Genomic DNA, 12,806 nt, shown 5'->3' on the forward strand with positions numbered 1-12,806 from the left:
TTGATGGGCGCGCTGCTGGCTGCCCTGGCTCCCGCGGCGACCGAGGCCGCCGATGTGTCCGGCGTGGCGGCCGATGTATCCGGCGTATCGGCAGATGCCGTCCTGCCGCCCCCGACCCCGCTGACCGCCAGCCAGGCGCTGTACCTGGATGTGTCGCTCAACAGCACGCCGCGCGGCCTGCTGCCATTCACCGAGACCCGCGGCCGGCTGCAGGCCAGCCCCGAAGTGCTGCGCCAGCTCGGCTTCAACGCCAGCGGCGATGCGCCGGTCTACCTGGACCAGATCAGCGGTGCGGTGGTGCGCTACGACGCACACATGCAGACGCTGGCACTGGACGTGCCGCTGGACCAGCTGACCCTGCCCACCACCGTGCTCAGCCGCCCGCAGACGCGCGTTCCCACCGGCAGCGCCTCGCCTGGTGTGCTGCTCAACTACGACGTCTACGGCAGCCGGGTGGACACGCTCGGCAATCTCAGCCTGAGCTCGGAGCTGCGCGTGTTCGGTATCGGCGACGGCACTTTCGAGAACACCGCCATCAGCCGCCGCTACCAGCAACCCGGCGACCGCCATTGGCGCGGCGAGAGCGTGCGCCTGGACACGCGCTGGAGCCTGGATTTCCCCGACAGCGCAACGACCCTGGAGGTCGGCGACTTCTACAGTGGCTTCGTCGACTGGACCCGCCCGGTGCGCCTGGGCGGCCTGCAGATCGGCCGCAACTACGGCCTGCAGCCCTATCGCGTGCTCACGCCCACGCCGAGCTTCCTCGGCCAGGCCGTGGTGCCCTCCACGGTCGAGCTGTATGTCGATGGCCTGCGCCAGTACAGCGGCCAGGTGCCGGTCGGTCCCTTCCAGCTGGCAGCCCAGCCCGGCATCAGCGGCACCGGCAACGCGCAGGTGGTGGTGACCGACGCATTCGGCCGCATGCAGACGCTGGACTTCAGCTTCTACGGCACCCAGCAGCTGCTCGCCAAGGGCCTGTCGGACTGGTCGGTCGGCGTCGGCCGCCTGCGCAGGGATTTCGGCGAACGCTCCTTCGCCTATGACGATCGCACGGTGGCCAGTGGCAGCTGGCGCGGCGGCGTCACCGACTCGTTCACCGGCGAAGCGCATGCCGAAGGCGGCGGTGGCCTGGCCCAGGCCGGCATCGGCGGCTGGTGGCTGCTCGGCGCTGCCGGCGTGTTCAATGCCGCCTATGCGCACAGTGATTACCAGGGCCTGCAGGGGGGGCAATGGGCGTTGGGCTACAGCTGGAACAACCGTCGTTTCAACCTCAATCTGCGCAGCGTACGCAGCCACGGCGACTACCGCGACCTGGGCGCGCTGCAGGGCAACCTGCCACCGAGCATCAGCGAGCAGGCCACGGTCGGCCTGGACCTGCTGCGGCTGGGCACGCTCAGCGCCAGCTATCTTCGCCTGCGCTACCCCGATGGAGACGACAACCGCTATGCCAGCCTGTTCTGGTCACGTACCTGGAGCCAGCGCTGGTCGGCCTACCTGTCGGTGAACCAGAACCTGGACCGCAGCGACGACCGCAGCATCTACCTGTCGGTGACTGCCAGCCTGGGCAACAACCGCCAGGCCAGCCTCTCCAGCCAACGCAACGGCGACAGCCAGAGCTGGGTAGCGGACGTGACCCAGCCAGTGCCCGGCGATGGCAGTGCCGGCGGCGTCGGCTGGCGCGCGCAGCTGCGCCACGGCGAGGACGGCAACGGCGGCCTGGCCGAGGTCGGCATCCTCAACGATGTCGGCCGCTATTCGTTCGGCGCCTCGCGCCAGGGCGGGCTCAACTATGCCTACGCCAGTGCCAGCGGCAGCCTGGTGTGGATGGGCGGGCACACCTTCGCCACGCGCGAGGTGTCCGATGCGTTTGCGGTGATCAGCACCAATGGCGTCGGCGGCGTCCCGGTACGGCTGGAGAACCGCCTGATCGGCGTCACCGATGATCGCGGCCTGCTGCTGGTCAGTCCGTTGCTGTCCTGGCAGCGCAACCGGGTCTCGATCGACACGCTGGACCTGCCCGAAGACATGCGCGCCGACCGCATCGAGGACTGGGTCACCCCGCGCCAGCGCGCCGGCACCCGCGTGACCTTCCAGCTGCGCTCGCGGCCGTCACTGAGCCTGACCCTGCTGGCGATGGACGGGCAGCCGCTGGAAGTGGGCAGCGAAGTGCAGCTGCCTGGCGGCCGCCAGGCCACGGTCGGCTACGACGGCCTGCTCTATCTGGAAGATGTCGCCGCCGGCAGCGTGCTGTACGTCACCACCAGCCGCGGCTCCTGCCGGGTGAAAGTGCCGGACCTGCCCAAGGTGGTGGCATCCGGCGCCCGGCCGACGCCGGCGCCGCAGCAGTGCATTCCGGAGGTGGCGCCATGAGGCTGCTGCTGCTCGTCCTGCTGCTGTGGGCCGGCCTGCTGGCAGCGGCGCCCGCCGGCGCCACCGCGGTCTGCACGGCAGTCGCCAATCCGACCCTGCCGTTCGGCAACATCAACAGCAATGCGCCCGGCCCGAGCACGGCCAACCTCAACATCACGGTGACCTGCACCACCGCCGCGCTGAGCCTGCTGGCCACCACCGGCGTGCGCGTCTGCGTGGGCATCGGCGCGGGCAGCGGCGGCGGCAGCAGTTCCACCTTCCGCACGATGGCCACCTCCACCAGCGACACCATGAACTTCCAGCTGTACAACAATGCCAGCTTCGGCCAGGTCACCGGCCTGGCTCCGCACGGCACGCCACCAGCGCAGGAACTGACCATGAGCTACAACGTGCCGCTGCTGACCGGCGGCAGCGGTGCGCAGACCGTGCAGCTGTTCGGGCAGATCCCGGCCAACCAGGTCCTGGCCTCGGGCGCGTACAGCAGCACCTTCAGCGGTGCCAGCGTGGTGCTGACCTGGGCCTGGAACGAAGTCCTGCTCGGCACCGCCACCGTCCCCGCCACCTGCAACGGCGGCGCCACCGGCACCAACAGTGCGAGTGCGGCCTTCAGCTTCACCGCCACCGCCAATGTGCTGCCGCAGTGCGGCAGCTACGTCACCACCAACATGAACTTCGGCAACGTCACCGGCGGCATCCCGGCCAATATCGACCAGACCGCCACCCTGACCCTGACCTGCCTGAAGAACACCGCCTTCCAGGTCGGCCTCAACAACGGCCAGAACAACCCCGCCGCCACCACCACCCGGCGCATGGCCACCACCATCGGCAGCAGCACCTACTACCTCACCTATGAGCTGTACCGCGATGCGGCACGGAGCCAGCGCTGGGGAAACACGTTGACGGTCGATACCGCCAGCAGCACCGGCACCGGCAGCGCACAGCAGCTGACCATCTACGGCCGGGTACCGCCAGTCACCGGCCAGCCCCCGGCCGGCACCTACAACGACCTGGTGCAGGTGACGATCACCTATTGATGCGCGTGCCGACCAACGGTCGGCACCCACCTACAGATCCAGCGCCGACCAACGGTCGGCACCCACCTACAGATCCAGCGCCGACCAACGGTCGGCACCCACCTACAGATCCAGCGCACCCACCTAGGGTCGGCACCCACCTACAGATCCAGCACATCCGGCCGATACCGCGCAGCGAGTCTTTCAGCACGGTGGATGGCAGGTGGTTCGCGCACTTCTGATCGGGGCGATGCTGGTCGCCAGCACGTCGGCATGGGCCGAACCCAGCAGCACGCTGCAGATCCGGCTGACCGTGGTCGAATCCTGCAGTGACGATGCCGGCAGCGCCCGTTGCCCGGCGCCACACCAGCGCAGTGACGCCCCCCAGCTGCCGCCCCAGGTCCGCGAGCTCGCACCACCGGCGACGGACGAGAGCGCAATACCGGCCGTGACCCTCATCTACTGATGCGCGCACTGCTGATCCTGCTTGCATTGCTGCTGGCGCAGCCCGCCGCGGCGCTGGAGCTGTTGCCGACCACCCTGCAGCTGCCGGCCGAAGGCGGCCGCGCCGAACTGTGGCTGCACAATCCCGGCCCCGGTCGCTGGCAGGGCCAGGTGCAGGTCCTGGCCTGGGATCAGCAGCTGGACGCCGAACGGCTGCACCCCAGCGACCAGATCCGGGTCAGTCCGGCGCGGCTGGACCTGGCCCCCGGCAGCACCCAGCGGGTCTGGCTGCTGCCAGGCGGTCCGGCAGCGGCGCTCGATGAACAGGCCTATCGGATCGTGCTGGCGCCGGCATTGCCGGGGTTGCCCCGCTACTCGCTGCCGCTGTTCCGCGGCCCAGCGGCGCCAGCGCTGCATGCCCGGTTGCACGGCCGCGTCGAGGCCCAGGGGTCGCAGGCCATACTGCGACTCAGCAATTCCGGTACCCTGCATGGCCGCCTGCACGATCTGCGCTTCATCACGGCCGACGGCCAGTCGTCGCTGCTGCTGGCCGGGCTCGCCGGCTACATCCTCGCTGGCCATGAACGCCGCTGGCCCCTGCCCGCCCGCACCGACGGCTATGCGGGCGGCCGCTTCCAGGCCCGCCTGCAGGACGGCCGCGAGGTCGATCTGGCCGCATCCGACCCTGCAATTGCAGCGAGCGCCCCCAGCGGGCTATAATCGATCGGATTCCTGCCGCCAGCGTGCGCGGGAACCCGTCCACACCGGACGTCACCGGTGAATCCACACCTGCTGCCCCCATCCGTGCCGGGGTGCTCCGCAAGGAGTTCGGCCACGGAGGCGACAGGGAAGCCCAACCCCGGAACCGATCGCGCTTCCACGCGTCCCGCATACCTATCCCGCGGGCGGAATCGCTGGTTCCATATCAGGAGTATTGCAATGCCCCAGGTCACCATGCGTCAGATGCTGGAAGCCGGCGTCCACTTCGGCCACCAGACCCGCTACTGGAACCCGAAGATGGCTCCGTACATCTTCGGCGCCCGCGGCAAGATCCACATCATCAACCTGGAAAAGACCGTCCCGCTGTTCAACGACGCGATGAACTTCATCTCGTCGGTTGCCCAGAAGCGCGGCACCGTCCTGTTCCTGGGCACCAAGCGCAGCGCCCGCGAAACCATCAAGGAAGAAGCCGAGCGTTGCGGCATGCCGTTCATGAACCAGCGCTGGCTGGGCGGCACCCTGACCAACTTCCGTACCGTCAAGCAGTCGGTTGCCCGCCTGAAGGAACTGGAAGCCGGTGAAACCGACGGCACCTTCGAGAAGCTGGTCAAGCACGAAGTGCTGGGCCTGCGTCGCGAGCGCGACAAGCTGGAAGCCTCGCTGGGCGGCATCAAGGACATGAACCGCCTGCCGGACGCCATCTTCGTGATCGACATCGGCCACGAAGACATCGCGATCAAGGAAGCCAAGAAGCTGGGCATCCCGGTCATCGCCGTGGTCGACACCAACTACAACCCGGAACTGGTTGATTACGCCATCCCGGGCAACGACGACGCCATCCGCGCTGTGCAGCTGTACGCCCGCGCCGCTGCCGACGCCGTGCTGGAAGGCAAGGCTGCTGCTCCGCACGCTGCCTCGGTGCGTGAGGAAGAGTTCGCTGAAGCCGCTGCTGAAGGCGAAGAGAAGCCGGCCCGCCGCGCTCCGGCCAAGAAGGCTGCCAAGAAGGGCGACGACGCCCAGGCCTGATCCAGGCCCCGGGGTGGACGCCCGGCGTCCACCCTCCCTGCACGCAGCCCTTGGCGCGTGACAGGACCGTGTCACACGGGCCGGCCACCATGCCGGCCCAACCCCTTTCTTTCGTGAGGTAATCCCGTGGAAATCACTGCTTCCCTGGTCAAGGAACTGCGCGAGCGCACCGGCGCCGGCATGATGGAATGCAAGAAGGCGCTCACCGAAGCCAACGGCGACATCAACGCCGCTGCTGAAGCCATGCGCAAGTCGGGCGCTGCCAAGGCCGACAAGAAGGCTGACCGCGTGGCCGCCGAAGGCCGTCTGGGCCTGGCCCAGGACGGCGGCAAGGCCGTGCTGGTCGAAGTCAACTCGGAAACCGACTTCGTCGCCAACGATGACAACTTCAAGTCCTTCGTCAACGCCGTCGCCGCTGCTGCCCTGGCATCGGGCGCCACCGACGTTGAAGCCGTGAAGGCCGCCAAGCTGGCCGACGGCCGCACCGTCGAGGAAGCCCGCGCCACCGCCGTGCAGACCCTGGGCGAGAACATCCAGATCCGTCGCATGGTGAAGGTTGATGGCAACAACACCATCGGCGCCTACGTCCACACCAACGGCAAGGTCGGCGTGCTGGTCGACCTGGTCGGCGGCGACGTCGAGCTGGCCCGTGGCCTGGCCATGCACGTGGCCGCGCTGAAGCCGCCGCACAACAAGGCTGCGGACGTCCCGGCCGAGTTCGTCGAGAAGGAAAAGGAAATCGAGCTGGCCAAGATGTCCGAGAAGGACAAGGCCAAGCCGGCCGACATCCTGGAAAAGATCATCAGCGGCAAGATCAACAAGATCGTCAGCGACGTGACCCTGTACGGCCAGACCTATGTGCTGGGCGACACCACCGTCGAGCAGGTGGTCAAGGCCGCTGGCGCCGACGTGGCAGGCTTCAAGCTGCTGATCGTCGGCGAAGGCATCGAGAAGGTGGTGGAAGACTACGCCGCCGAAGTTGCCAAGGCGATGCAGGTCTGATTCCAGCCTTCCGGCTGTGAGGCGACCAGAAGGAGCCGCGGGAAACCGCGGCTCTTTTTTTATGCCCGCTGCACCTGTGGCTCCCCTCCACCTGTGGGTGGCCATATCTGTGGGTGGCCATATCTGTGGGTGAGCCATATCTGTGGGTGGCAATCTCCTGTGGGTGGCAATCTCCTGTGGGTGCGCACCGTTGGTGCGCACACCTCCCCCCAGGGGCTTTGCGTTGCGCGCGAATCAAGCCGATACTCGGCGCAGGGAATCCACAGTCACTTAGCAGGAACGAAAATCGCGGACTGTGATGCATTCCTAGGTATTCTTGTCCCAATGGAATTGAACGACCCGACATGCCTCCCGAGCTGACAGCTGCCCTGGCGCTCTGCCGCAACCTGCCTTCGCCACCCGGTATTGCCCTGCGCATCATCGAACTGGCCCAGGACCCGGAAGCGGACATCGCCACCGCCGCCGACATCATCGCCATCGACATGGCGCTGAGCGCTCGCATGCTGCGCATCGCCAATTCGCCGCTGTATGCCAGCCGCCGCCGCATCGAGAATCTCGGCCAGGCACTGACCATGCTGGGCCTGAACGCCACGATCAGCCTCGCCCTCGGCTTCACCGTCACCCAGGGCCTGACCGGCGGCGGCGCCGACCATGACCTGCGCCAGCGTGCGTGGAAGCGCAGCATCCTCAGCGCGCTGGCCGCCAGCCAGCTGGGCCAGGCGCGCGGCCTGCGCCGGCTGGAGGAACTGATGCTGGCCGGCCTGCTGCAGGACCTGGGCGTGCTGTGCCTGGCCCAGGCCGAGTCGGAGCGCTACCTGCCGCTGCTGCGCGAGGCACACGACAACATCGACCTGGTCGCCCGCGAGCGCGACGAACTGGGCTGCAGCCACGCCGAGGTCGGCGCCTGGGTGGCCGAGCAATGGGGCCTGCCACGCTACCTGGTGGAGAGCATCAGCCACAGCGAGGACGAGGACGCCGCCGAATCACCGTTCCAGGCCTGCGTGCAGCTGTCCGGCGCAGTGGCCGACATCTGGCTGGATACCGACGCCGATGCCGCGCGCGAGCGCGCCCTGCATCAGGTGCATGACCGCCTGGAACTGGACAGCGCGCGCTTCGACCAGGTGCTGGCGCGCATCAGCGAGGCCCTGCCCGACATCGCCAGCCTGTTCGATGCCGGCCTCAATTCACCGTCGCGGGTGCGCGAGCTGATCGATCACGCGCAGGAGCTGGCCACGCTGCGCAACCTGCGCGAACTGCAGGATGCCGACCAGGCACGCCGCCGCGCCGACGAGTTCGAGGCGCGCGCCAAGCGCCTCGCCGACCAGGCCCATCGTGACGCGTTGACCGGCGTGCTCAACCGTCGCCAGCTGGAAGCGGTGCTGGAGCAGGAATTCCTGCGCGCCGGCCGCCAGGGCTGGCCCCTATCGGTGGCCTTCATCGACCTGGACGACTTCAAGAAGATCAACGACGCCCATGGCCACCTGACCGGCGACGAAGTGCTGCGCGCCTTCGCCGGCAAACTGCAGGGTCAGCTGCGCAACAGCGACACCGTGGCCCGCTTCGGCGGCGAGGAATTCGTCGCGCTGCTGCCCAATACCAGCGAAAGCGTGGCCCTGGACGTGATCCGCCGGGTGCTGGCCAACATCGTCGCCACGCCGATGGCCGAGCTGGAGGGCGGACCGCTGTTCGTCACCTTCTCCGCCGGCGTGGCCACCCAGGGCGGCTACGAACGCTTCGCCGACGTGCAGGACCTGCTGCGCGCCGCTGACGACGTGCTGTACCGCTCCAAGAACCTGGGCCGCAACCGGGTGATCGCCCGCTCGCCGGGCGCCCTCGGCCACGACGAGCTGTCGGCCACCGCCGGCGCCGAGCTGGGCTGAACGGGAAGCCCCGGGCAACCGGGGCGAACCACCGGATTCTGCGCCGCAGTGCACAAAACACTTTGGCACAACGCCGCATGCGCGTAGAATCGCCCGCGATTTCCACGCACCCGAGGTCCCCATGTCCAAGCTCGCCTATCGCCGCATCCTTCTGAAACTGTCCGGGGAGGCGCTGATGGGAGAAGAGGACTACGGCATCGACCCGAAGATCATCAATCGCCTGGCCCGTGAGGTCATCGAAGCCCAACAGGCCGGTGCCGAAGTCGCGCTGGTGATCGGTGGCGGCAACATCTTCCGCGGCGCCGGCCTGGCCGCTGGCGGCATGGACCGGGTCACCGGCGACCAGATGGGCATGCTGGCCACGGTCATCAACGCCCTGGCCATGCAGGACGCGCTGGAGAAGCTGGGCGCCAAGGCCCGCGTGATGAGCGCGATCAAGATCAACGACGTGTGCGAGGACTACATCCGTCGCCGCGCCATCCGCCACCTGGAAAAGGGCCGCCTGGTGATCTTCGCCGCCGGCGTCGGCAGCCCGTTCTTCACCACCGATTCGGGCGCCGCCCTGCGCGCCATCGAGATCGGCGCCGACCTGCTGCTGAAGGCCACCAAGGTCGATGGCGTGTACGACAAGGACCCGAACAAGCACAGCGATGCGGTCCGCTTCGACAGCCTGAGCTACGACGAAGTGATCCGCCGCGGCCTGGAAGTGATGGACACCGCGGCCTTCGCGCTGGCCCGCGACAGCGACCTGCCGATGCGCGTGTTCGACATGGGCCAGCCGGGCGAGCTGCTGAAGATCCTCAACGGTGCGAACATCGGCACCCTGGTCCAGGGCCGCGACCCGGCCTGAGCCTGAGCGCAAAGCGACGACCGGGCCGATTCAGGCCCGGCAGCGTCCCGTATTCGCCTATAATCGCCCGATTCCAGATACATCCAGGACCGGGCGATGCTCAACGACATCAAGAACAACGCGCAGACGCGCATGGCCAAGAGCATCGACGCTCTGAAGCACACCCTCACCTCGATCCGGACCGGGCGTGCCACGCCGGCGCTGCTGGACCGTGTCACGGTCAATGCCTACGGCAATGCCAGCACCCCGCTGAACCAGGTCGCATCGATCTCCAACGCCGATGCCCACTCGCTGCTGGTCACGCCGTTCGACAAGAGCATGATCAAGGAGATCGAGAAGGGTCTCTACAACGCCGAGTTCACCCCGAACACCCTGGGCACCGCGATCCGCATCAACATGCCGCCGCCGACCGAAGAGCGCCGCAAGGAGCTGGCCAAGCAGGTGCAGAAGGAAGGTGAAGGCGCCAAGATCGCGATCCGCAACATCCGCCAGGACGCGAACAAGGAAATCGCCAAGCTGGACAAGGACAAGGCGATCAGCGAAGACGAGAAGAAGCGCGGCGAAGACGATATCCAGAAGCTGACCGACGCCAACATCAAGGACGTCGACAAGGTCGTTGCCGACAAGGAAAAAGAGCTTCTGTCGGTCTGAAGTCGATGCCTTCAGCCCCGCCTCCATTGCCGGCCGCCCTGCCCCGCCACATTGCCATCATCATGGATGGCAATGGGCGCTGGGCACAGCAGCGCCGTCGCCCCCGCGTGATCGGCCACCGTGCCGGCGCGCGCGCGGTCAACCGCACCATCGAGCGCTGCCTTGAACTGGGCATTCCGGCGCTGACCCTGTTCGCCTTCTCCAGCGAGAACTGGGGCCGGCCGCAGGAGGAAGTGGACGCGCTGATGAAGCTGTTCCTCGGCGCGCTCGACCGCGAAGTGGACGAGCTGCACCGGCGTGGCGTGCGCGTGCGCTTCATCGGCGAACGCGAGCGCTTCGGTGCCGGGCTGGTCAGCCGCATGCAGCTGGCCGAGCAGCGCACCGCCGACAACACCACCCTGACCCTGTCGATCGCCGCCAGCTACGGTGGCCGCCAGGACATCGCCCGCGCCGCGCGCGCCCTGGCCGTCGAAGTGGCGGCCGGTCGCCTGCTGCCCGAGCAGATCGACGAATCGCTGCTGGGCAGCCAGGTAGCCCTGGCCGACCTGCCTCCGCCGGATCTGTTCATCCGCACCGGCGGCGACACCCGCATCAGCAACTTCCTGCTGTGGCAGCTGGCATATACCGAGCTGTGGTTCACCGAGGCCCTGTGGCCGGACTTCGATGCCGGGCAGCTGCAGCAGGCGCTGGACGCCTATGCCGGCCGCGAGCGTCGTTTCGGCCTGACCAGCGCCCAGATTGCCGCACTGGCCACCGAGACTTCCAGCCCATGACCAAGACCCGAGTCCTTGCCGCGCTGATCATGGCGCCGGTTGCCATTGCGGCGATCCTGCTGCTGCCCACGCAATGGCTGGCCGCCGCCGCAGCAGCGGTGCTGCTGATCGGCCTGTGGGAATGGCTGAAGCTGTCCGGCATCGAAGACACCCTGGCGCGCACCGTGCTGCTGGTGCTGAACCTGCTGCTGATGGTGCTGCTGGTCTGGGCCGACGGCAGCACGCTGGTCCTGTTCCAGATAACCACCCTGGCCGGCGTTGCCTGGTGGCTGGCCGCGCTGGTCTGGCTGCGCTTCTTCAACTTCGGTGCACAACCGTCGGCGCCTTCGCGGATCCTGAAGATGCTGGCCGGCACCCTGGCCATCGTGCCCGCCTGGGCCGCACTGGTGCTGATCCATGCCGGCGGCGATCCGCCGGGCAGGCAGGGCCACCTGTGGCTGCTGGCTGCGCTGGCGCTGGTGTGGGCGGCCGACTCGGGCGCCTATTTCGCCGGCCGCCATTTCGGCAAGCACAAGCTGGCCCCGCGGATCAGCCCCAACAAGACCTGGGAAGGCCTGTTCGGCGGCCTGCTGGCCGGTGTCGCCGTGGCCCTCGGCCTGGGCTGGCTGGCCGGCATCGATACCGCACACCTGCCGGGCCTGCTGATCACCTCGGTGGTGGCTGTGTTCGCCTCGGTGCTGGGCGACCTGTTCGAAAGCCTGATCAAGCGCCACGCGGGCGCCAAGGACTCGGGCCACCTGATCCCGGGCCACGGCGGCGTGCTCGACCGTGTCGACGGCGTCCTGGCCGCCGTGCCGGTGTTCGCGCTGGGCAAGGAAATCTTCGGGTTCTGACCATGAATGCTGCTGCAGACCTGCGCCGGGTCGCCGTATTCGGCGCCACCGGCTCGATTGGTGCCTCCACGCTGGACGTGATCGCCCGCCACCCGCAGCGCTACCAGGCCACGGTGCTCGCCGCCGGGCGCCAGGTGCAGGCGCTGCTGGCGCTGTGCCGCCAGCACAAACCGGCGCACGCGGTGATCGCCGACGAATCGCTGTTCGCCGAACTGCGTGACGGCCTGCGCGACGCCGGACTGGCCACCGAGGCCCATGCCGGCCATGCCGCGCTGGACCAGCTGGCCGCCAGCGATGCCTGCGATACCGTGGTCGCGGCCATCGTCGGTGCTGCCGGCCTGTCCTCAACCCTGGCCGCGGCCGCCGCCGGCAAGCGCATCCTGCTGGCCAACAAGGAATCGCTGGTGCTGGCCGGCGAACTGCTGACCCGCACCGCCGAACGTGCCGGTGCCGAAATCATCCCGATCGACAGCGAACACAGCGCGATCTTCCAGTGCCTGCGCTCGCGCGACGCCAGCGTCGACGGCGCCGGCGTGCGCCGGATCCTGCTGACCGCCTCCGGCGGCCCGTTCCGTGGCCGCAGCCGCGCCGAACTGGCCCAGGTCACTCCGGCCCAGGCCGTTGCCCATCCGAAGTGGTCGATGGGGCCGAAGATCTCGGTCGATTCGGCGACGTTGATGAACAAGGGCCTGGAAGTGATCGAGGCCCACCACCTGTTCGCCGTGCCCGGTGAACGCATCGAGGTGCTGGTGCACCCGCAGAGCCTGGTCCATTCGCTGGTCGAGTTCGTCGACGGCTCGACCCTGGCACAGATGGGCCTGCCGGACATGCGCACCACCCTGGCCGTTGGCCTGGGCTGGCCGCAGCGCATCGAATCGGGCGTGGCCGGGCTGGACCTGCTGGCCCAGGGCCGCCTCGATTTCGAGGCCCCGGACACCGACGCCTTCCCCTGCCTGGCCCTGGCCTGGCAGGCGATGCAGGCCGGCGGCACCGCGCCGGCGGTGCTGAACGCCGCCAACGAGGAGGCCGTTTCAGCGTTTCTTCAGGGCCGGATCGGTTTCCTGACGATCCCGGAACTGGTCGCTAACGCTCTTTCAACACTGCCGACCGAACCAGCCGATACACTGGAGGTCCTGTTGTCCGCCGACCAGCGGGCTCGCCAGCTCACCCTGAACACCATCGACGCCGCCTGAACGACCGCCCTGCCCAGCCCGCATGACGACGCCGCCCCTGCCTGACAACGT

At 68.2% G+C, this 12,806-nt stretch carries 12 protein-coding genes; all 12 read left to right on the forward strand.

The window, feature by feature from the left end; all coding sequences use genetic code 11:
* Positions 1-3 precede the first annotated feature (3 nt).
* Positions 4-2,370, forward strand: a complete 2,367-nt coding sequence (locus tag B9Y64_RS01060; RefSeq protein ID WP_100439143.1) for a fimbria/pilus outer membrane usher protein — start codon at positions 4-6, stop codon at positions 2,368-2,370.
* Positions 2,367-3,404, forward strand: a complete 1,038-nt coding sequence (locus tag B9Y64_RS01065; protein WP_100439144.1) for a Csu type fimbrial protein — start codon at positions 2,367-2,369, stop codon at positions 3,402-3,404. The genes B9Y64_RS01060 and B9Y64_RS01065 overlap by 4 nt, the downstream gene beginning before the upstream one ends.
* A 229-nt stretch (positions 3,405-3,633) precedes the next feature.
* Positions 3,634-3,849 carry a hypothetical protein gene (locus B9Y64_RS01070; RefSeq protein ID WP_100439145.1) on the forward strand — a complete coding sequence of 72 codons (216 nt, stop codon included), beginning with the start codon at positions 3,634-3,636 and terminating at the stop codon, positions 3,847-3,849.
* Positions 3,849-4,547, forward strand: coding sequence for a fimbrial biogenesis chaperone (locus B9Y64_RS01075; RefSeq protein ID WP_100439146.1), 699 nt, complete (start codon positions 3,849-3,851; stop codon positions 4,545-4,547). Before B9Y64_RS01070 ends, B9Y64_RS01075 begins: the two co-directional genes overlap by 1 nt.
* 219 nt (positions 4,548-4,766) lie before the next feature.
* Positions 4,767-5,573, forward strand: coding sequence for a 30S ribosomal protein S2 (rpsB, locus tag B9Y64_RS01080; RefSeq protein WP_005408748.1), 807 nt, complete (start codon positions 4,767-4,769; stop codon positions 5,571-5,573).
* 126 nt (positions 5,574-5,699) lie between these two features.
* Positions 5,700-6,575, forward strand: coding sequence for a translation elongation factor Ts (tsf, locus tag B9Y64_RS01085; protein ID WP_049446244.1), 876 nt, complete (start codon positions 5,700-5,702; stop codon positions 6,573-6,575).
* 344 nt (positions 6,576-6,919) lie between these two features.
* Complete coding sequence (locus B9Y64_RS01090) at positions 6,920-8,455, forward strand: GGDEF domain-containing protein (RefSeq protein WP_100439147.1); 1,536 nt, start codon at positions 6,920-6,922, stop codon at positions 8,453-8,455.
* Positions 8,456-8,576: 121 nt separating this feature from the next.
* Positions 8,577-9,305 (forward strand): UMP kinase, encoded by a 729-nt coding sequence (gene pyrH, locus B9Y64_RS01095; RefSeq protein ID WP_100439148.1) that lies wholly within the window; start codon positions 8,577-8,579, stop codon positions 9,303-9,305.
* A 96-nt stretch (positions 9,306-9,401) separates the two neighbouring features.
* The gene (gene frr, locus B9Y64_RS01100) at positions 9,402-9,956 is read left to right on the forward strand and encodes a ribosome recycling factor (RefSeq protein WP_004151064.1); all 555 of its coding nucleotides are present in this window, start codon (positions 9,402-9,404) and stop codon (positions 9,954-9,956) included.
* 5 nt (positions 9,957-9,961) lie between these two features.
* Positions 9,962-10,729 (forward strand): polyprenyl diphosphate synthase, encoded by a 768-nt coding sequence (gene uppS / locus B9Y64_RS01105; RefSeq protein ID WP_032956844.1) that lies wholly within the window; start codon positions 9,962-9,964, stop codon positions 10,727-10,729.
* The gene (locus B9Y64_RS01110) at positions 10,726-11,562 is read left to right on the forward strand and encodes a phosphatidate cytidylyltransferase (RefSeq protein ID WP_100439149.1); all 837 of its coding nucleotides are present in this window, start codon (positions 10,726-10,728) and stop codon (positions 11,560-11,562) included. The genes uppS and B9Y64_RS01110 overlap by 4 nt, the downstream gene beginning before the upstream one ends.
* 2 nt (positions 11,563-11,564) lie before the next feature.
* Positions 11,565-12,755: a 1-deoxy-D-xylulose-5-phosphate reductoisomerase gene (locus B9Y64_RS01115; RefSeq protein WP_100439150.1), complete on the forward strand. Its 1,191-nt coding sequence runs from the start codon at positions 11,565-11,567 to the stop codon at positions 12,753-12,755.
* The last annotated feature ends 51 nt before the right edge of the window (positions 12,756-12,806 follow it).

Source organism: Stenotrophomonas maltophilia (genome assembly GCF_002799245.1).
Lineage (GTDB): Bacteria > Pseudomonadota > Gammaproteobacteria > Xanthomonadales > Xanthomonadaceae > Stenotrophomonas > Stenotrophomonas maltophilia_S.

Coding starts and splice junctions, on each gene's coding strand:
- B9Y64_RS01075 (WP_100439146.1), top strand. CDS start 3,849: ATGCGCGCACTGCTGATCCTGCTTGCATTGCTGCTGGCGCAGCCCGCC.
- uppS (WP_032956844.1), top strand. CDS start 9,962: ATGCCTTCAGCCCCGCCTCCATTGCCGGCCGCCCTGCCCCGCCACATT.
- B9Y64_RS01060 (WP_100439143.1), top strand. CDS start 4: ATGGGCGCGCTGCTGGCTGCCCTGGCTCCCGCGGCGACCGAGGCCGCC.
- B9Y64_RS01090 (WP_100439147.1), top strand. CDS start 6,920: ATGCCTCCCGAGCTGACAGCTGCCCTGGCGCTCTGCCGCAACCTGCCT.
- rpsB (WP_005408748.1), top strand. CDS start 4,767: ATGCCCCAGGTCACCATGCGTCAGATGCTGGAAGCCGGCGTCCACTTC.
- B9Y64_RS01070 (WP_100439145.1), top strand. CDS start 3,634: ATGCTGGTCGCCAGCACGTCGGCATGGGCCGAACCCAGCAGCACGCTG.
- B9Y64_RS01115 (WP_100439150.1), top strand. CDS start 11,565: ATGAATGCTGCTGCAGACCTGCGCCGGGTCGCCGTATTCGGCGCCACC.
- pyrH (WP_100439148.1), top strand. CDS start 8,577: ATGTCCAAGCTCGCCTATCGCCGCATCCTTCTGAAACTGTCCGGGGAG.
- frr (WP_004151064.1), top strand. CDS start 9,402: ATGCTCAACGACATCAAGAACAACGCGCAGACGCGCATGGCCAAGAGC.
- B9Y64_RS01065 (WP_100439144.1), top strand. CDS start 2,367: ATGAGGCTGCTGCTGCTCGTCCTGCTGCTGTGGGCCGGCCTGCTGGCA.
- B9Y64_RS01110 (WP_100439149.1), top strand. CDS start 10,726: ATGACCAAGACCCGAGTCCTTGCCGCGCTGATCATGGCGCCGGTTGCC.